At 62.7% G+C, this 19,516-nt stretch carries 12 protein-coding genes; 9 read left to right on the plus strand and 3 right to left on the minus strand.

What is annotated here, in order from left to right; translation table 11 throughout:
* The first annotated feature begins 72 nt into the window (after positions 1–72).
* Both ASF13_RS10365 and ASF13_RS10370 read left to right on the plus strand, forming a co-directional pair.
* Positions 73–1,107: a LacI family DNA-binding transcriptional regulator gene (locus ASF13_RS10365; protein ID WP_056235754.1), complete on the plus strand. Its 1,035-nt coding sequence runs from the start codon at positions 73–75 to the stop codon at positions 1,105–1,107.
* Positions 1,104–2,090, plus strand: a complete 987-nt coding sequence (locus ASF13_RS10370; protein ID WP_056235756.1) for a nucleoside hydrolase — start codon at positions 1,104–1,106, stop codon at positions 2,088–2,090. The genes ASF13_RS10365 and ASF13_RS10370 overlap by 4 nt, the downstream gene beginning before the upstream one ends.
* A gap of 93 nt (positions 2,091–2,183) precedes the next feature.
* Here ASF13_RS10370 and ASF13_RS10375 read toward each other — a convergent pair whose 3' ends face one another.
* Both ASF13_RS10375 and ASF13_RS10380 read right to left on the minus strand, forming a co-directional pair.
* Positions 2,184–3,599, minus strand: coding sequence for a PepSY domain-containing protein (locus tag ASF13_RS10375; protein WP_056235759.1), 1,416 nt, complete (start codon positions 3,597–3,599; stop codon positions 2,184–2,186).
* 83 nt (positions 3,600–3,682) lie between these two features.
* Positions 3,683–4,348 (minus strand): DUF2946 family protein, encoded by a 666-nt coding sequence (locus ASF13_RS10380; protein ID WP_056235761.1) that lies wholly within the window; start codon positions 4,346–4,348, stop codon positions 3,683–3,685.
* 554 nt (positions 4,349–4,902) lie between these two features.
* Between ASF13_RS10380 and ASF13_RS10385 the strand changes: the two genes are divergently transcribed.
* The 6 genes from ASF13_RS10385 (at position 4,903) to ASF13_RS10410 (ending at position 17,530) form a co-directional block, all read left to right on the plus strand.
* Entirely contained in the window at positions 4,903–6,615 is a 1,713-nt protein-coding gene (locus ASF13_RS10385) for a ShlB/FhaC/HecB family hemolysin secretion/activation protein (RefSeq protein ID WP_056235763.1), read from the plus strand.
* Positions 6,616–6,617: 2 nt separating this feature from the next.
* Positions 6,618–7,136 carry a toxin-activating lysine-acyltransferase gene (locus ASF13_RS10390; RefSeq protein WP_056235765.1) on the plus strand — a complete coding sequence of 173 codons (519 nt, stop codon included), beginning with the start codon at positions 6,618–6,620 and terminating at the stop codon, positions 7,134–7,136.
* Between the two features lie 17 nt (positions 7,137–7,153).
* Complete coding sequence (locus ASF13_RS10395) at positions 7,154–15,127, plus strand: hemagglutinin repeat-containing protein (protein WP_056235768.1); 7,974 nt, start codon at positions 7,154–7,156, stop codon at positions 15,125–15,127.
* Positions 15,117–15,407, plus strand: a complete 291-nt coding sequence (locus tag ASF13_RS10400) for a hypothetical protein (protein ID WP_056235771.1) — start codon at positions 15,117–15,119, stop codon at positions 15,405–15,407. Before ASF13_RS10395 ends, ASF13_RS10400 begins: the two co-directional genes overlap by 11 nt.
* A 20-nt stretch (positions 15,408–15,427) precedes the next feature.
* Positions 15,428–16,000, plus strand: a complete 573-nt coding sequence (locus ASF13_RS10405; protein WP_056235774.1) for a hypothetical protein — start codon at positions 15,428–15,430, stop codon at positions 15,998–16,000.
* Positions 16,001–16,324: 324 nt separating this feature from the next.
* Positions 16,325–17,530 carry an MFS transporter gene (locus tag ASF13_RS10410; RefSeq protein WP_056235777.1) on the plus strand — a complete coding sequence of 402 codons (1,206 nt, stop codon included), beginning with the start codon at positions 16,325–16,327 and terminating at the stop codon, positions 17,528–17,530.
* A 74-nt stretch (positions 17,531–17,604) separates the two neighbouring features.
* Here ASF13_RS10410 and ASF13_RS10415 read toward each other — a convergent pair whose 3' ends face one another.
* Positions 17,605–18,699, minus strand: coding sequence for a diguanylate cyclase (locus ASF13_RS10415; RefSeq protein ID WP_056235780.1), 1,095 nt, complete (start codon positions 18,697–18,699; stop codon positions 17,605–17,607).
* A gap of 301 nt (positions 18,700–19,000) precedes the next feature.
* On the opposite strand from ASF13_RS10415, the gene ASF13_RS10420 reads away from it, so the two are divergent.
* On the plus strand, positions 19,001–19,237 hold the full coding sequence (locus ASF13_RS10420; RefSeq protein ID WP_101505438.1) for a DUF1435 domain-containing protein: 237 nt from the start codon (positions 19,001–19,003) through the stop codon (positions 19,235–19,237).
* The last annotated feature ends 279 nt before the right edge of the window (positions 19,238–19,516 follow it).

Below are 19,516 nucleotides of genomic sequence, written 5' to 3' on the forward strand. Positions count from 1 at the left end.
GCCGCAGGGGGGCAGTTAAGCTGGCCGGGTTTTTCCCCGGCCAGCTTTGTTGTTTTCACAAGGAACTGATAATTGGATAAACCTCTACCCCGACGCGCCACCCGCGCCGATGTTGCCCGCGAGGCCGGAACCTCGGTTGCCGTGGTCAGCTATGTGGTGAATAACGGCCCGCGCCCGGTAGCACAGGCCACGCGGAAGCGGGTGCTGGCGGCGATTGAAAAAACCGGTTATCGCCCGAACAACGTGGCGCGGGCGCTTGCCTCCGGCACCAGCAAGACCTACGGTCTGGTGCTGCCGAATGTCAGTAACGTGTTCCTCGCGTCACTGGCGCATGCGCTGCAGCAGGAGGCGCTGGCGAACGATATGGTGATGCTGCTCGGCGACTCCGGCGACAGCCGCCAGCGCGAGCTGCAGCTGCTGAATACCCTGCTCAGCCAGCAGGTGGACGGGCTGATCTACATCAGCGTCGACCGCCACCCGTGGATCGAACTGCTGCAGGAGAGCGGAACACCGTTCCTGATGCTGGACAGCGTCGATCCGGCGCTCGGCGTCAGCGTACTGCGGGTGGATGAGCAGGCGGCATCGCGCCAGCTGACCGCGCACCTGCTCAGCCACGGCTATCGGCAGGTGGGCATCGTCACCGGCCCGCAGGAGATGCTGAATACGCAGGAGCGGCTGACCGGCTGGCGTGAAGCGCTGGCCGATGTGGGTCTGCAGGAGAACCCTGCGTGGATGTATACCGCCCCCTTTACCCGCGAAGGCGGTTATCAGGCGGCGCAGCAGATGCTGCAGGGGCAGACCCGGCCACGGGCGCTGTTTACCTCCAACGAAGCGCAGGCGATTGGGCTTATTCGCGGGCTGGCCGAGCAGGGCCTGCGGGTACCGGAGGACGTGGCGCTGGTCTGTTTTAACGGTACCGGGCTGGCCGCCTTCCAGGTACCGTCCCTGACCTGCGCGCGTCAGCCGGTGGAAGAGATGGCCAAAGCCGCTATCAGCATGCTGCGCGGCTGGAAAGGTAAGCCCACGCTGCGTGAGTTCTCTCACCGGCTGGAGCCTGGTGAATCCTGTGGCTGCCAGTCAACCCGAAAAGATGATAACGATAAATGAAACGCATAATTATTGATTGTGACCCAGGAAATGGTATTGCCGGCGCTAACGTCGACGACGGGCTGGCCATCGCGCTGGCGCTCGCCGCGCCGGAGGTGAAGCTGGAGTTGATCACCACGGTGGCGGGCAATACGCCCAGCCAGCAGGGGTTCAACGTGGCGAAAGATCTGATCGAGCGCCTTGGGCTGCCGGTGCCGGTGGTGAAGGGCGCGGACGCCGCGCTGGCGGAGCCCGTCGAACCCTGGCGTCAGGCGCTGGACGGGCGGGTGGATAACACCCCGCAGGCAGAACTGTGGCGCGGCGTACGCCAGCCGCAGCCGTTCAGCGCGCCGGATATTGACGCCGCCGATGCCATCGGCCAGCTGATCTGTGGCAATCCGGGAAAAATTACCCTGGTGGCGATCGGACCGCTGACCAACGTGGCGCTGGCGCTGGAGCGTTATCCGGAGATGGCCGAATCGGTGCAGGAGATCGCCATAATGGGCGGGGTGTTTGCGCTGGACGACTATATCAAGGACACCAACTTCGGCATCGATCCGGAGGCGGCGCAACGGGTGCTGAGCAGCGGGGCGAATATCACCCTGGTGCCGATGGACGTGACCAGCCAGACGCTGCTGACCCATCAGGATCTCAACCGCATCGCGACCATCGACACGCCGCTGGCGCGCTTCGTGACCGAGACGCTGCGGCCGTGGATTGATTACTCGATCCAGGTGCGGCAGCTGCCCGGCAGCTGGATCCACGACGCGCTGGTGGTGGCCTGGCTTCTCAATCAGCAGGTCGCCACCGCCGCCGATTTCTACGTTGAGGTGGAGCTGCGTCCGGGGATGACGCGCGGCAAGTCATGGCGTTTCCGCCCGCCGCTGCGGCTGGACGTGGGCATTACGCCACCGACCGGCGGGCTGATCCACGTGCTGCAGACGGTGGATAACCAGCTGCTGGTGGCGATGCTGGAACGCTATCTGGCAAAGCCGCCAGGCTGACCAGCACACGTAAATCGCCGTTCATCGCGGTAACAAAAAGGGCGGCGCATCATAAATGCGCCGCCCTTTTTTATGGCTGGTGCGGTCGGCAGATTATTTTGCCGTCGCCCTGCGCCAGCGCCACCCGTCAATCACCAGCAGCACCAGCAGGCTGATGCCCATCACCGGCAGGCTGAACGCGACGATCGCGGTAACCACCAGCAGCAGGAAGCGGGTGCCGGTCGACAGCGGCTGCCAGCAGCCAGCCAGCGTATCCAGCGGCGACAGGCGCCCGCTCTGCGGACGCTTAAGCCACCACATGCGGTAACCGATGATAATCATCAGGCAGAGCCCAAGGCCAAAGGCCGCCATCGCCAGCTGGTTTGCCAGGCCAAACAGCACCCCCATATGGGCGTCCACCCCCCAGCGCGTCAGTCTGGCCAGCAGGCCGAAATCCTTAAACTCCACCTTATCCAGCACCCGGTTGCTGTTCGGGTCGACCGCCACGCTGTCGACCTGTACCGGCCAGCGGTGGTCGATCTCGCCGACCTTCCAGCCTTTGTCGGCGGTGTAGGATGGGCGGATCTCCAGCTTCGCGGCGTCAATGCCGGCGGCGCGGGCGGCGGCCAGCACGCTGTCAAACTGGGCCGGCTCCACGCGCGCAGCCTTAACCCCGGCTGGCATGTTCATCACGTGGCCGTTGTGCGCGGCGTGTTCATCGTCGCTCATATTCATCATCGCTGCGGTGGGCTGCAGCGCGGTGTTGACCGACGGGGTCAGCCAGCCGAAGTGGGCGCGCATCTGTGAAATATTGTCCCCCGCCCAGCGTGACCAGGTGAGGCCGGTGGCCGAGGTAAACAGCATCCCGGCCAGCAGCAGCAGGCCGAGGGTAACGTGGCGGCGGCGCTGGCGGGCGGTCTGCTGTGCGCGGGTGGGTTTACCCTGCGTCGCTCTGAGCCGCGGCGTGCGGCTGGTGGCCCACAGCAGCGCGCCGCCCAGCGCGGCAATCCATAGCCAGCTTGCCGCCAGTTCGCTGTAGTGGCGGCCAAAATCGCCCAGCAGCAGGCTGCGGTGCAGGTTATCCAGCGTGGTGCGCAGCGGCAGGATGCCGCTGGTGCCGTACACCGTCAGCGTGCCTTTGATCGCCAGGGTTTTCGGGTCGATAAACACCGCCAGCGTCTCTGACGCGTTCAGTTCGGGGCGCGAGAACATGACCCGGGTGGTGTCACCGTCGTGTGGTGCGGGGCGCACCGCGGCGATGCGCGCATCCGGCCCCATCAGCCGGGTCGCCTGCGCCACCTGATCGGCCAGCGGGTGGTCGGGGCCGCTGGCGGTGGTAAACAGCTGGTCGCGGTAGAGCATGTTTTCCAGCTGCGGCGTCAGCACGTAGAGGGTGCCGGTCAGCGCCGCCATAAAGATAAAGGGGGCGATAAACAGCCCGATATAAAAGTGCAGACGGCGCAGCAGCGGCAGCACGCTGCTCTGGCTGCGGGTGGCCAGCGCGATGGCTGGCCCGTGTTGTTCAGACATGATTATTCCTTCCGCCCGGATAACAGGCATAAAACCCCGGCCGTGGCAGGGCCACGACGCAAAAAAGCGCGATTCAGATCGGATTAGTGAACGGCGGGCGGGGCGCGCGGATGGAAGAAGCGGGGAACAAAACGGGCGACCACGGCCTGAACCAGCGGCACGGCCGGGGGGGCGGCGCTCTGCCGCAGGCACCACAGCAGGGAGAGAACGGTCAGCGTCAGTGCCAGGTGGATCAGCAGCACGCAGTAGCCGCAGGCGCTGTCATCCATCATCGACATCGGGTGATGGAACGGCATCATCATGCCCATCGCCATCATCGCACGGTGTTCTGCTGCGGACATCTGATGCGCGGGGCTACGGGGCTCAGCGTCAGATGCCTGATGTGTTGCGCTACTGTGCCCGGAAGAGCTGTTCTCAGCAGGTATTGGGTGTGAAGAAACGTGGTACTCAGCGGCAGTCATCGGGTGTGAAGCCGCGTTGTGCTGACTGGCGGATATCAGATGCGCCGGCTTACTATCGTGATCCGTATCCGGTCGATGTGGTCCGCTGGCATGGCCGCCAGCGCCAGTGACCGTGCCAGTGACCGTGGCTGACGACGCAGCGCGATCGTCGTTCATCGTCATCTCATCGCCACGCAGCTGTGCCAGTGATTTGGAAATCACCGGGGCAACAAACAGCAGCAGTACGGCCATCAGCGCCAGCCAGGCGGCTGCGCGGCTGCGGGTGGCCGAAAATGAGATCAGTGACACGCCAGTCCCTTCAGTAGCAAATGCCGGGGGATTGTACCCGAAAGCTTCCGGCAAGGGTTACAGCAAATCCGCATAACGTCTGCCGTTTAAAGGGGCTTAAAGAGGTAAAAACGCCGGGACTGCGGCGGAGGAAATAATCACCGCCGGGCATTATTATTCGCGTGAAATAACCACGGATAATAAGCGGCAATATTAACGTCTGCGCTGCAACATTGCCGGTCAGGGGCGGTTGTGCCGGTGATTCGGCGCGGCCCGTTCAGCAGGTTAAGGGCATGTTTTAAGATATTTCTGTATATTACAGTTTAGCTCAGGTTATGAACGAGCGTTCAGGGGTATCATTTTTTTTGCTGCGAATTTTTACCAGTAAATTGTTTTTATTTGTTTTTTTTATTTATCGATCTTATGACTGTTGCGCTCTCCCTCCCATCCGCCCGCCGCTGAATTGTCAGTAAATTGTCAATAAAACGTAAGTTTAAGAACATTCCTGGTAAGCGAGGCGATAAGGTATCCGGCAAACACCCATACCCGTTAATAATTAGACTCAGGGCATCACTATGCTACGGAATGCGTCTGTCAAGTTGCGGATACCCCCTGTCCGCCTTAGCCAGCTGGCTGCACTGTTATTATTTCACACCGCCGCCTCTGCCGCGGCCGACGTGGATCGCAACCTGGGTAATCAGCAGCAGATTAACCAGCAGGAGCGCCAGCGCGCGGCCGAACGCCAGCTGGCCCCGACAGCGCCCGACGTGCGCCTGCAGGCGCCTGGCAGCTTCTTCAGTACGCTGACCTTCCCCAGCGAGCAACCGTGCTTCGCGCTGCAGCGCGTTGAGCTGAGCGGCACCGACGCATTCCCGCACTGGCTGCCGCTGCAGAAGCTGGCTGACCAGGCGCGCGGCCAGTGCCTCGGCGGCAAGGGCATTAACCTGCTGATGAGCGCGCTGCAGAACCGGCTGGTGGATCACGGCTACGTTACCGCCCGGGTGCTGGCACCGCCGCAGGATCTGAATAAGGGCACGCTGAAGCTGCTGCTGGTGCCGGGTAAGGTGCGAAAAATCGCCCTGACGCCGGACAGCGACCGCTATGTGCAGCTTTACAGCGCGCTGCCGGCGCGTGAAGGCGAGCTGCTGGACCTGCGTGATATCGAGCAGGGGCTGGAGAACCTGCAGCGGCTGCCGACGGTAAAGGCGGATATGCAGATCGTCCCCGGTGAGCAGCCCGGCGAGAGCGATATCAACGTTAAGTGGCAGCAGGATCGCCACTGGCGGCTTGGCGCCTCGCTGGATGACGCCGGTGACAAAACCACCGGCCGCTACCAGGGGTCGTTAACGCTGTCGGTGGATAACCCGTTCTCCCTGAGCGACCTGTTTTACGTCTCCGGCGGCCACGACCTGCAGTCCGGCGGCGGCAAGAGCAGCAAGAATTACCTCGCTCACTACTCGGTGCCGTTTGGCTACTGGATGGCGGGCGTCACCGCCAGCGACTACGACTACCGGCAGACCCTCGCCGGCCTTAACGGTGACATCAGCTATCGCGGCAAGAGCAAGTCGCTCAATTTCCAGCTCAGCCGCGTGCTGCACCGCAGCGGCAGCCAGAAAACCTCGTTCAGCTACGAGGTGCTGACCCGCGAAACCCGCAACTACCTGGAAGACACCGAAATCGAAGTGCAGCGCCGCCGCACCGCCGCCTGGCGGCTTGGGCTGCAGCACCGCCACTACATTGGCGAGTCGACGCTCGACCTGGCGGCCAGCTATCAGCGCGGCACACGCTGGTTCGGCGCGATGCCGGCCCCGGAAGAGAGCTTTGGTGAGGCCACCGCGCTGGCGAAAATCGTCCAGCTCTCCGCGCAGTACAATCTGCCGTTCCACCTCGGCGACCAGACCTTCCGCTACAACGTGCAGTATCAGCGCCAGATGACCCACGACGCGCTGACCCCGCAGGATCAGCTGGCGCTGGGCAACCGCTGGACGGTGCGTGGCTTCGACGGCTACCGCACGCTGAACGGCGATGAGGGCTGGTTCGTGCGTAACGATATCGCCTGGCGCACGCCGCTGCCGAACCAGGAGCTGTACCTGGGTGCCGACTACGGCGAAGTGAAAAACAGCCGCGAGCTGCTGCCGGGCCAGCACCTGGCAGGCGGGGTGATTGGCCTGCGCGGCAACGCCTTCAACACCGGCTATGACCTGTTCGCCGGGGTGCCGTTCTCCAAATCCGACGACTTCGACACCAGCCCGGTCAGCCTCGGCTTTAACCTGAGCTGGGAGTACTGACTATGCGCGTACCGGTTAACGAGTTGCGGGTGATCTGCCCGCTGCTCGGCGGGAATTTCAGCGAGGCGGAGGTGCTGGGGGCCAGCAGCTGGCTGTGGATGCACTCAGAGCGGCACCGGCATATCCCGCTCAGCGCGCTGCCGACGCTGCTGCTGCCGGCCATCAAGCACCGCCAGTTTGCGCTGGCGCTGCGTGACGAGCAGCCGCTGTTCTTCCTCAGCTGGGCGTGGAAGGACGAGGAAGCGGAGCATCGTTACCTGACCCAGTCCGGCATTCACGTGCAGGAGCGCGACTGGCACAGCGGCGACCGGCTGTGGTTCCGCGACTGGATCGCACCGTTTGGCGAGATGTTTGCCCTGCGCCGTCTGGTGGGCGGCACGCTGTTTCCCCACCTCTGCGCCCGCGCGCTGGATCACAAAGGTGACCAGCGCGGCCTGCGCGTTAACCATTTTCGTGGCGATGCGGTATCGCATCAGGACTTTGACCGCTGGCAGCGCGAGACGCCGCTGGCCAGCCGTTAACTGAAGGGGATCCCCCGGTGAACAACAAACTTTATCGCGTTATTTTCAATAAGGCGCGCGGTCTGCTGATGGTAGTGGCAGAAAACGGCCGCGGGCACGGTAAGGGCCCGGCCAGCGGCGAAGGCCATACCCTCAGCCAGCTGATCGGCAAATTGTCACCGGTGGCGTGGGTGACGCTCAGCGCGCTGGGGATGGTGGCGCTGCTGCCTGCCGCCAGCGCCGCCGGCATCGTCGCCGACGGCCGGGCACCGGGGAATCAGCAGCCGACGGTGGTGCAGTCGGCTAACGGCACGCCGCAGGTCAATATCCAGACCCCGAGCGCGGCGGGCGTGTCGCGCAATACCTACAGCCAGTTTGACGTTGATAAGAAAGGGGCGATCCTCAATAACTCCCACCGCAACGTGCAGACCCAGCAGGGCGGCTGGGTGGCGGCCAACCCGTGGCTGGCAAAGGGCGAGGCGAAGATCATCCTCAATGAGGTCAACTCGCGCGATCCGAGCAAGCTTAACGGCTATATCGAAGTGGCCGGGCAGAAGGCGCAGGTGGTGATCGCCAACCCGGCGGGGATCGGCTGCGACGGCTGCGGCTTTATCAACGCCAGCCGCTCAACGCTGACCACCGGTAAACCGGTGTTTGACGGCCAGCAGCTGCGCGGCTATCAGGTCGACGGCGGCGAGATCGTGGTGCAGGGCGCGGGCATGGACAGCAGCCGCCAGGACTACACCGATCTGATTGCCCGCACGGTGAAGGTCAACAGCGGCGTGTGGGCCAACGATCTGAAGGTGACCACCGGCAGGAACCGGGTGGATGCCGAAAGCGGCAGCGCCACGAAAACCAGCGCCACCGCCGACAGCGCGGCGGATGACGCCGCGCGGCCGGGCGTATCGCTGGACGTGGCACAGCTGGGCGGCATGTACGCCGGAAAAATTCGCCTGGTCGGTACCGAAAACGGCGTCGGCGTGCGTAACGCCGGGTCGATCGGTGCCCAGGCGGGCAGCGTCACCATCAGCGCCGACGGACATATTGAGAACAGCGGCGCGATCGGCGCCAGCCAGGACGTGCAGCTTAACGGCAAAAGCCTGGCCAACAGCGGCACGCTGTACGGCCAGCGCGACGTGGAGGCGAAAGTCAGCGGCAGCCTGAGCAACAGCGGCACGGTAGCGGCGCAGCGTAACGCCCGCGCCAGCGCGCGGCAGATTAGCGGCAGCAGCGGTTCGGTATTTTCCGCTGGCGTGAACAGCGACGGCAGCCTCGGCAAAAGCGGCGATCTCTCGCTGACCGCCAGCGGCCAGCTGACCAGCAACGGGCAGAACCTCGCGCCGGGCAGGCTCAGCGTGCAGGCGGCGGCGGTGGATCTCAGCGGCAGCCAGAGCGCGGGCAGCGACGTCAGCGTGCAGGCCACCCACGGCACGCTGGCCAGCCGCAACGCGGTGTTGCAGAGCAGCGGCAGGATGGAACTCAGCGCGCAGGGCGGCGTGGATAACCGCAACGGCAAGCTGGTCAGCGGCGGTGCGCTGGCGCTGACCAGCGACCAGCAGACTTCAGGCGCTAACGCGGTAAACCGTAACAACACATCTGCAGCAGCCAGTACCGACGCTAACGGCACCGCCGGGCTGAACAACGACGGCGGGCTGATCTCTGCCACCGGCGGCGATCTCTCCGTCAGCAGTGCAACCCTGACCAACCGCAGCGGACGCCTGGAGTCCGCCGGGGACGTCACCGTTAACAGCGGCAGTCTGAATAACGCCGGCGGCATTATCGTCGGCCAGCAGCTCACCCTGAACGGCGGCGACAATACGCTGAATAATCAGGCGGGCATCGCGGTGGCCGCCAAAGGGCTGACGCTGAACGCGGCGTCGCTGGCCAACCAGGGCGGTACGCTGATGGCGACCGGATCTCTGAACCTCAACGCCGCCGGCGTCGATAACCGCAGCGGCACGCTGCTCAGCCAGCAGGACTTTACCCTTAATACCGCGCAGCTGAATAACCAGCAGGGACGCGTTGCCGGCAGTAATCTGACGGTGAACAGCGCGGTGCTTAACAACCAGCAGGGCCAGATCTCAGCCGATAACGCGCTGCACCTGCAGAACGGCGACAGCGGCATGGCCATCGCCAACGACGGCGGCACGCTGATTGCCGGCAAATCCCTGACCGCCGACGCGCAGAGCCTTAGCGGCAGCGGCGATATTCTCTCGCTGGGCGATCTGCGGCTCGGCGTGCGCGGCGACTTCGCCAGCGGCGGCAGCACCATCGCCAACGGCAATCTCGATCTGAACGTACAGGGCACGCTGGATAACGGCGGCGAAGTCGCCGCCGGTCAGCAGCTGAACCTCAGCAGTGCTGCGCTGAACAACCGGCAGAGCGGTGAAATCAGCGGCCTGCGCACGCTGGTTAACGTGGCCGGGGCGCTGACCAACCGTGGCCTGATCGACGGCGTGGAGACGGTGCTGCGTGCCGCCAGCGTCAGCAATATCGGCAGCGGCCGGCTTTACGGTGACCAGCTGTCGATCCAGGCGGCTGAACTGAATAACCTCGCCGAAGGCGGCAGCAGCGCAACGATTGCCGCGCGCCAGCGCCTGGATCTGGGCGTCGGCACGCTGAACAACAGCGAACACAGCCTGATCTACAGCGACGGCGATATGTCGATCGGCGGCTGGCTGGACGAGAACTTCGCCGCCGGCGGCCGCGCCGGGGTGATTAACAACCACAGCGCCACCATTGAGTCAGCGGGCAATATGCTGATCAATACCACCCGGCTTAACAACATCAACGATCGCTTCAGTACCCGGCTGATGCACGTCTCCGACCAGCAGAAAAACGAGTATATGGTGGTGGCGCTGAACAACGGCGTGCACTACGACGACGCGGACTACGACATTACCTTCTACAAGGATGAGGTGCAGCATATCTGCATCGCCGGGGTGGTGTGTAATCAGGATCACTATTACCAGTACAGCTACACCCAGAGCATCTGGCAGGATCAGATCGTGGAAAGCGATCCGGGCCAGATCCTCGCCGGCGGTAGCCTGGCGATCAACGCCGACCAGACGCTGAACGACAAGAGCCGGATTATCGCCGGTGGCGATCTGCTGCTGGCCAGCGCCGGGCTGCAGAACGCCGACGTGCCCGGCCAGCAGATTATTTCGCAGGTCGGCCAGGTGATCGAGTGGGATCGCATCCATAAGAAGGGCAAAGACAGCCAGAAGGCGTCGGCCTCGCCCTACACGCCGCCGGATGTTATCCAGCAGATCACCCTGAAGCCGAACGTGGTGCAGGGCAACACCCAGGTGAACCTCTCCGGCCCGGTGGCAGACGGCTTTACCGCCAGCCAGGCCGGCGCGGTGCCGGTTAACAGCGGCGATCTCTCCTCGCTGCCGGGCGGCCAGCGGATTGAAATCGCGGGTAAAGATAACCTGGTGGTGCGCTCGCAGATCCCTGATGCCTCGGTGCCGGAGGGCAGCCTGTTCAGTACCCGGCCCGCAACCGACAGCGGCTACCTGATCGAAACCGATCCGCGCTTTACCAACCAGAAAACCTGGCTCAGCTCCGACTATATGCTGGCGCAGCTGGCCAGCGATCCGGGCGCCACGCAGAAGCGCCTTGGCGACGGTTTCTACGAGCAGCGGCTGGTGCGCGAGCAGATCGTCGAACTGACCGGCGATCGCTACCTCGCGGGTTACGACAGTGATGAAGAGCAGTACAAGGCGCTGATGGAGTCCGGCGTCGCCTTTGCGAAACAGTTCGGCCTGACGCCGGGCGTGGCGCTGACCGCCGATCAGATGGCGCAGGTGACCAGCGATATGGTGTGGCTGGTCTCCCGCGAAGTCACGCTGGCCGACGGCAGCCGCCAGCAGGTGCTGGCACCGCAGGTCTACGCTCAGGTACAGCAGGGCGATATTGACGGCAGCGGCGCGCTGCTGGCCGGGCGCAACGTGGCGATCGGCGTCAGCGGTGGCATGCTTAACCAGGGCAAAATTAACGCCAGCCAGCTGCTGGACATCAGCGGTGACACCATCACCAACGTCGGCGGCATTATCAGCGGCGGCAAGGTGCAGCTGCTGGCCGGTAACGATCTGGTCAACAACGGCGGCCTGATCCAGGCGCAGACCGCGCTGACCGCCAGCGCCGGGCGCGATATCACCCTGGCCTCGCCGACCACCCATGCGGAAAGCACTAACGGCAGCAACAGCTTCAGCCGCGACAGCGTGTCGCGGGCGGCTGGCATGTACGTGCAGCAGGAGGACGGCACGCTGGCGCTGCAGGCCGGGCGCGACGTTACCCTGCAGGGCGCGACCCTGAATAACAGCGGCAGCCAGACCACGGTGCTCGCCGGGCGCGATATCACCCTCGCCAGCGTCGGCACCGCCCGCAGCGATACGCTGGTGTGGGACAAAGACAACCATGTCAGCCAGGCGAGCAGCACCCGGGTGGTCAGCGACGTCACCGGCAACGGTGATGTGGCAATGCAGGCCGGGCGTAACCTGACCAGCGAAGGGGCGACGGTGAATGCCGCCAGCGCGCTGACCCTGACGGCGGGCAACGATCTGCTGATCGACAGCGCGCGCAACAGCGCTTCGCTGGATATGGCCTCGAAGGTGAAAGGCTCCGGCTTCCTGTCGAAAAATACCACCACCACCCGCGCCGGGTACGATGAGCAGACCGCCGCAGGCAGCAGCCTCGGCGGCGCGACCCTTACCGCCGGTGCCGGCCATGACCTGACCGTGCGCGGCAGCGACGTGGCGGCAGATGACGCGCTGACGCTGCGTGCCGGTAACGATCTTAACGTCACTACCGCGGAACAGGAGCGTGATGCCTGGTCGATGACGCAGAAGACCAAATCCGGGCTGATGAGCAGCGGCGGCATCGGCTTTACCCTCGGCTCGACCCTGAATAAGGTCACCGAAGAGAGCACCGGCACCACCGCGCGCGGCAGCACCGTCGGTGCAGTTAACGGTGACGCGACGCTGACCGCCGGGAACGATCTTCGCGTGCAGGGTTCGCAGCTGATCGCCGGCAACGATATCAGTCTGGTGGGAAAAAACGTCACCATCGAATCGGCAGAGAATAGCGCCAGCAAACGCGGCACCAGCGAACAGCGCTCCAGCGGCCTGACGCTGGCGCTCTCCGGCGCGGTGGGCACTGCGCTGAACACCGCGAAAACCATCTCCGAGCTGGAGACCGACAAGCAGGATAAGCGCGTGGCGCAGCTGCAGCAGGTGAAAGCCGGGCTGGACGGTTACCAGGCGGTGCAGGGAGTGCGCAGCGCGCTGCAGGATCCGATGAACCAGAGCTTTGTCGGCATTGAGCTGAAGCTGGGGGCCAGCCAGAGCCACAGCGAAAGCCAGAGCGACGCGATCACCTCGGCGGCCAGCGCCATCCAGGCGGCGCATGACCTGAATATCTTCGCCACCGGCAGCGACGGCACCGCCGCCGACGGCGATATCAGCGTGCAGGGCAGCCAGCTGCAGGCCGGTAATGCGATGCTGCTGTCGGCGGCGCGCGATATCAGTCTGCGCTCATCGCAGGACAGCCAGTTGAGCAGCAGCAAAAACAGCAGCAGCAGCGGCGAAGTTGGCGTCGGCATCGGCGTTGGCAGCGACGGCTGGGGCATTTCGGTGTCGCTCAGCGGCAGCAAAGGCAGCGGCAAAGAGCACGGCGACGGCGTGACCCATAACGAAACCACGCTGGACGCCGGTAACCAGGTGACGCTGCTCAGCGGCCGCGATACCACCCTGACCGGGGCACAGGTCAGCGCCGATCGGGTGGTGGCCGACGTGGGCCGCGATCTGACCCTCACCAGCGAGCAGGACAGCAACAACGTCGACTCGAAGCAGAAAAACGTCAGCGGCGGGCTGAAGTTCACCTTCGGCTCGATGACCGTCAGCGGCAATCTGTCGGTGAACAACAGCAAGCTGGACAGCAACTACCAGAGCGTGCAGGAGCAGAGCGGCATCTTCGCCGGGGACGGCGGCTACGACGTCACCGTTGGCAACCACACCCAGCTGAACGGCGCGGTGATTGGCAGCACGGCCGCTGCGGAAAATAACCGGCTGGATACCGGCACGCTGGGCTTTAGCGATCTGATTAACCAGGCCGACTTCAGCACCTCCAGCGTCGGCGTCGGGCTGAGCAGCAGCTTCGGCCTGCCGAAGGATAACAAGAACGACGGCGCCGCGCCGAAGGATCAGATTGCCGAAACCAAACCGGTCACGCCGATCCTCACCCAGCTGGGGCAGAACGTGGCACCGGACGCCATGTCAGCGTCTCAGCGATCCGGCGACGGCTCCAGCACCACCTACTCGGCCGTTTCTGACGGCACGCTGATCGTGCGTAACGCCGGCCAGCAGCAGCAGGACGTCAGCACACTGAGCCGCGATGTGGAACACGCCAACCAGACCCTCAGCCCAATCTTCGACAAAGCTGCTGAGCAGAAGCGCCTGCAGAAAGTGCAGCTGATCGGTTCGGTCGCCAGTTCGGCGGTGAACACCGTGCTGACCGAACATGAGCTCTACGCGCAGCGTCAGGGCATTGCGGAGCTGGGCGAGGATGCACCGGGCTGGGGCGCGACCCATGAAGCGCACAAAGCGTACTGGGACGCGGTGCAGGCTACTTCGGCGTACAAGAAAAACATGGACGGCTACGAGGCCGACGGCACCTATAAAATGGCGGCCAACGCGGCGGTGACGGCGATTGGCGGCCTGGCGGAAGGTGACCCGGCGAAGGCGCTGGCGCAGGCTTCCGCGCCTTACCTGGCCGGTAAGATCAAAGATCTGACCTATAACGATCCGAAAAACCCGACCGCGCAGGAGATCGCCACCAACGCCTTCGCCCACGCCATTCTGGGCGGCGTGGTGGCGCAGATGAGCGGCCAGAACGCGACGGCCGGGGCGATCGGAGCGGGGGGCAGCGAGCTGGCGATCCGCGCCATCCATCAGGCGCTGTATCCGGACGTGAAGGTGGCCGACCTGAGCGGCCAGCAGGAGAAGACCATTAAGAACCTGGCGCTGATCGCCGCCAGCCTGAGTGGCGCGCTGGTCAGTGATGACACGGCCGGGGCGGTGGATGCCTATAACACCGGCAAAAACGCGGTGGAGAACAACTATCTGCGCGCCGATCAGCTGGATAAGTTTGCCGCCAAAGCGCAGGGCTGTAAGCAGCGCGGTGACTGCGACGCGGTCAGGAAAGAGATGCAGACGCTGAGCCTGAAGCAGCAGGACCAGCTGGTGGCAGTCTGCGCCACCGATCCGACGGCCTGTAAGGCCAACTTCGGCGACGTGGCCGCCAACGGCATGCTGGTACGCGAAGCGATCGACCGGGTGCTGGGCAACGACGACGTGCCGTGGCAGATGAAGAGCGATATGTCGGCGCTCTATGCCCAGCAGATTGAGGCCGAAGGCGTGGTCTCCAGCACCGAGTTCGCCAGACAGCTGCAGAGCCGTTACGGCATCGATGAGCAACGGGCGCAGCTGCTGGCCGGTGCGGCGCTGAGCGCAATGAGCGGTGGTATTAAGCTCGGCGGGCGCAGTCCGGCGGCCGTCAGCAGCGGCGGTAAGGGAGCCAGCACTGCCACCGGCAGCGGCAAAGGGACTACAACCGGCAGCGGTGCTACCGGCAGTTCCGGCAGCGGCACGGCGGGCAACGGCGGCGGCAGTAACGGCAGCAGCACCGGGGGCACGCCAGCAACGCCGGCGACCAGCGAAGCCGCGCTGCCGCTCGGTGGCAAGAACAACCAGATGAACCAGCCGAAAAATCCGTCCTATCAGCCGGTGCGTAACCAGACCAGCACCGTGGGTAACCGGGAGTATTCCGGCCACGCTTTAGATAGAATGCAGGATCGCGGCATCATGCCTTCGGTGGTGGAAAACACCATTAAAACCGGCGCCGCGACCTCCAGTCGGGGGAACACCACGGTGTATTACGATGCGACCAATAACGTGTCGGTGGTGACCAACAGTTCCGGAAAAGTGGTAACGGTGAAATATGGTAAGTAAGGCGCAGTTAGTGGCGTGGGGCGCGGCAGCGCCCGCCGATCTGTTTAGCTGGGTGCAGTTTGTGGCGCAGACCGAAACGCTGTGGCAGGACGACGCGCTGGTCAGCGACGCCGATGCCTGGCAGAGCCTGTGGTTTGAGCTGGAGATAGTCAACGGCCTGGCGCTGGCCGAGTGGGAAGAGCAGGGGCGGCCGGGCGACTGGTCGGCCTGCTGGCAGGCGAACTATCAGCAGGATGCGGCTGAGCTGGCGGCTGAACTGCTGGCGCTGCTGCGCGACTAATTTATACAGGAGCAATCAACATGCGTTATCCCCTTATGCTCAGCACGCTGCTGCTGGTGACTACCGGCTGCAGCCAGTTTCCTCATCATGCGTTTTTCGTGCCGCCCGAGGCCGGGGATAATACCGCCTGGGTGCGCATCGTCGGCGGCACCGAGTCCGCCTCGATCCAGCAGCAGGTAAACGGCAAAACGCAGGGCGGCATGGTGCGCAGCAGCGAATGGATCCTCACCCATACCCGTGACGGCGGCATGCCGGTTGACAGCCGGCAGAACAAGTCCGCCTGGGGGGATTACTATGAAACGCCGGTGATTGCCGGCCGTTCGACCCATATCGGCCAGGTCTATGATGACGGGAAAAATTCCTGCGTCAGCGGCATCACCTTTACGCCGAAAAAAGGCCACTACTACCAGTTCAGCCTGCAGGTCGATCTGCGGCTCTATCAGTGCCGTGGCCTCGCCTATGAGCTGAAAAAGGATGCGCAGGGCAACTGGCGGCTGGAGGATCTGCAGGGCGTCACCTGGGGCGGGAAATACGATGCCACTGAAAACGGTGACTGGCGCAGGATGTCTTATCGTGAGAAGCCCGGGATCTGACCGGTGAAAAAACGGCACCATCCTCCGTTCATCTGACCGCGGCACAAATCGCCGTTGCCGATCTGGCAGCTGTCGTTCTGGCCGTTGCCGATCTGGCCGCTGTCGCCCTGGCAGCGGCTGCCGTGCCCGGAAGCACATCGTTATCGCTAAAAGCATATCGGGCTAATTATTAGCACGGTAACAGAATGAAACTCACCCTTACACACTGACCCTTCGCCTGACAAAAGCTGCCGCAAATACGCCTGTCTTACATGCTATAAACAAATCCTTAACATTTAAGCAGCGCCGCCCCTTTGTACCCACATCCAGACAGGATACCCGACTATGCTCAACTGGACCCCGACCCAGCGCAACGTGGCCTTCGCCAGCGTGGCCAGCTGGATGCTGGACGCCTTCGATTTTTTCATTCTGGTCTTTGTGCTCAGCGATATCGCCGATAACTTCCACACCTCCGTCTCCGACGTGTCGATCGCCATTATGCTGACGCTGGCGGTCAGGCCGATCGGTGCGCTGCTGTTTGGCCGGCTGGCGGAAAAATATGGCCGCCGACCGATTCTGATGGTCAATATCGTCACCTTCGCGCTGTTTGAAGTGCTGTCGGCGTGGTCGCCGTCGCTGGCCTGGTTCCTCGCCTTCCGGGTTATTTACGGCGTGGCGATGGGCGGCGTGTGGGGCGTGGCGTCGTCGCTGGCGATGGAGACCATCCCTGACCGCTCGCGCGGGCTGATGTCCGGCGTGTTTCAGGCCGGTTACCCCTGTGGTTACCTGCTGGCATCGGTGATCTTCGGCCTGTTCTACAGCCTGGTCGGCTGGCGCGGGATGTTCCTGATCGGCGCGCTGCCGATCCTGCTGCTGCCGTTTATCTGGTTTAAGGTGCCTGAGTCGCCGGTGTGGCTGGCCGCCCGCGCCCGTCAGGAGAGCACCGCGCTGCTGCCGGTGCTGAAAAGCCACTGGCGGCTGTGCGTTTACCTGGTGCTGCTGATGGCCTGCTTTAACTTCTTCAGCCACGGCACCCAGGATCTCTACCCGACCTTCCTGAAGGTGCAGCACGGCTTCAGCCCCCACCTGATCAGCATTATCGCCATCGGCTATAACATCGCCGCCATGCTCGGCGGCGTGCTGTTCGGTGCGATTTCTGAGAGGGTGGGGCGTAAAAAAACCATGATGGTGGCGGCGTTCCTCGCGCTGCCGGTGCTGCCGCTGTGGGCGTTCTCCAGCGGTTCGTGGGCGGTGGGGATCGGCGCGTTTCTGATGCAGTTTATGGTGCAGGGCGCGTGGGGCGTGGTGCCCACTTACCTCAACGAGCTGGTGCCGGCCAACGCGCGGGCGGTATTACCGGGTTTTGTTTACCAGCTGGGTAACCTGATCGCCTCGGTCAACGCCACGCTGCAGTCAAAAATTGCCGAAGCGCACGGCAATAATTATGGCCTGGCGATGGCGATTGTCGCCGGCACCGTTGCGGTGCTGATCTGCATTCTGGTCGCCTTTGTTCGTGAGACGCGTGGTGTAAAAATTTCCGGCCAGGGGTAGCCGCAACGCCCGCGTAAAAATAAATAATGCCGTGCCGGTCGACAATAATGGCCCGCTTAGCGGGCCAGATTATTTTAAGCCGTCTCCGCCACCGGCGCTTCGCTGGCAATAATATCCTGGTACGAATAGAAGGTATTACGACCGTGGCTTTTGGCCAGATAAAGGGCGCGGTCAGCGTTACTCAGCGCGCTGTCAAAATCATCGTTCATCAACGGGGCAATACCGGCGCTGATGGTGACGTGGGTGGCCACGCTGGCGTTAAAGTGGTGGGGGATTTCAAGATCGAGGACGCACTGGCGAATACGCTCGGCCAGCTTCATGGCAATATTTTCATTGACGTTGGTCAGCAGCACCAGGAACTCTTCGCCGCCGTAGCGGGTGACGATATCGCGCGAGCGCACGGCGTCCCGAATGGCGTAAGAGACCCGCGCCAGCGCCTGATCGCCCATGGTGTGGCCGTAGTTGTCGTTGTAGGCCTTGAAGTTATCAATATCCATCAGCAGCAGAAAGTGGCTACCGACGTGATTTTCCAGCGTGTTCTCCAGCCGGTTTTTCAGCCCGCGGCGGTTGTACAGGCCGGTGAGCGGATCGAGCATGCTCAGGTCGCTGTAGGTCTCTTTTTCGGCGGCGAGTCGGCTGACCAGGTGACGGGTAAAGCGGTCACGCCGCTGCAGCATCAGGTGGTGCAGGGTAAACCCCAGCAGCGGCAGGGCCATGGTAAACAGGATCAGCGCGATGTTACGGCCGCCGTCCAGCACAATCACCGTCAGCGATGCCGGGGCGGTATGCAGGCAGAACGCCAGCAGATGATCGCCCAGCGCAATCGCGCTGATAAAGTAGACGCTGACCAGCGCCACCAGCAGATAGCTGTCGCTGAACGAGGCGCTCAGCTGATATTTAACCAGAATATAACCGGCCCACAGCAGGCCGGTCAGCAGCGCCACGCTATTTAATCGCGGCAATTTGGCTAAAGGCCTTAAAAACATCCGCAAAATGATCGTCAGGCTGAGCAATATTACCGCCAGCGTCAGGGCCAGCGCTAAAGGGACAACCGAACCGTTAATACGTAGCGTGAAAAAAGAGGCGGTAACCGTGTTTAAAAATAAAAATAGCATCAGCGACAGCCGATGCTTGCTATGCAGCAATTCATCGTAACTTTGGATGGTCATTATATTTACTCGTGACTGCCCTGAAATAGCAAAGCCCCTCCCGAATTAACGGATGGAAACTTATCATCTGGAATAGTGTAGAGCTGTTATTTTTGGATTTTACTGAATAGAGATCGCCTTCAATCTACCACTTCAACACTGGACTGTCATCCCACGGCATAAAGTTTCAACAATGTTGCTGCAAAATGATAAGAACTATCATATGCTATTGGTAATCATTATCATTATCATTTGAATTTGTGTGGACACCCGGCTGCTGGCGGCAACGGTGGCCGCGTCTGGCAAGACAGAGGGGATCGCGATGTTGGGTAAACGACTGGATAGCGGCTGGGGCGTGCTGTTGCCCTGCGCACTGATGCCGTTAATGACGATGATGGAACTCTCTTTTAGCGAGTGGCGGTGGCTGATGGTGGTGGCGCTGCTGGCGACGGTAGTGATGCTCTGTCACAAGCGCCTGCGTCACTATCTGCTGCTGCCGTCGTGCCTTGCGCTCGCCGGCGGCGTAGCGGCGGCCTCGCTTAATTTCAGTACCCTGTAGTCGCTTCTGCGGCCACCCCGAACGTCAGCCCGCCGTGTGGCGTCTGCATCAGGCCGTGCTTATCATGCGGCGGAATAAAGCCGCGGCAGGCGGTAGCAAAAAGACGATCGGCATAAAACCAGCATGCGTGAAGCAACGCCAGCAACATCCAGACGGAAGTGCGATAAAGCGGAAGTACGATCGGAGAAAAATATCGCTGAAGATATAACAGTACAGAGCAGGTCGTTAAGAAATCACATCAGGGGAAATCAGAGTCGGTCAGTGCAGGGAAGCGTAAAG

Source organism: Erwinia sp. Leaf53, from assembly GCF_001422605.1.
Lineage (GTDB): Bacteria > Pseudomonadota > Gammaproteobacteria > Enterobacterales > Enterobacteriaceae > Erwinia.

Excerpts from the sequence above, each read along its gene's own strand:
- ASF13_RS10370 (WP_056235756.1), top strand. The coding sequence starts at position 1,104 with ATGAAACGCATAATTATTGATTGTGACCCAGGAAATGGTATTGCCGGC.
- ASF13_RS10375 (WP_056235759.1), bottom strand. The coding sequence starts at position 3,599 with ATGTCTGAACAACACGGGCCAGCCATCGCGCTGGCCACCCGCAGCCAG.
- ASF13_RS10385 (WP_056235763.1), top strand. The coding sequence starts at position 4,903 with ATGCTACGGAATGCGTCTGTCAAGTTGCGGATACCCCCTGTCCGCCTT.
- ASF13_RS10390 (WP_056235765.1), top strand. The coding sequence starts at position 6,618 with ATGCGCGTACCGGTTAACGAGTTGCGGGTGATCTGCCCGCTGCTCGGC.
- ASF13_RS10400 (WP_056235771.1), top strand. The coding sequence starts at position 15,117 with ATGGTAAGTAAGGCGCAGTTAGTGGCGTGGGGCGCGGCAGCGCCCGCC.
- ASF13_RS10405 (WP_056235774.1), top strand. The coding sequence starts at position 15,428 with ATGCGTTATCCCCTTATGCTCAGCACGCTGCTGCTGGTGACTACCGGC.
- ASF13_RS10410 (WP_056235777.1), top strand. The coding sequence starts at position 16,325 with ATGCTCAACTGGACCCCGACCCAGCGCAACGTGGCCTTCGCCAGCGTG.
- ASF13_RS10415 (WP_056235780.1), bottom strand. The coding sequence starts at position 18,699 with ATGACCATCCAAAGTTACGATGAATTGCTGCATAGCAAGCATCGGCTG.
- ASF13_RS10420 (WP_101505438.1), top strand. The coding sequence starts at position 19,001 with ATGTTGGGTAAACGACTGGATAGCGGCTGGGGCGTGCTGTTGCCCTGC.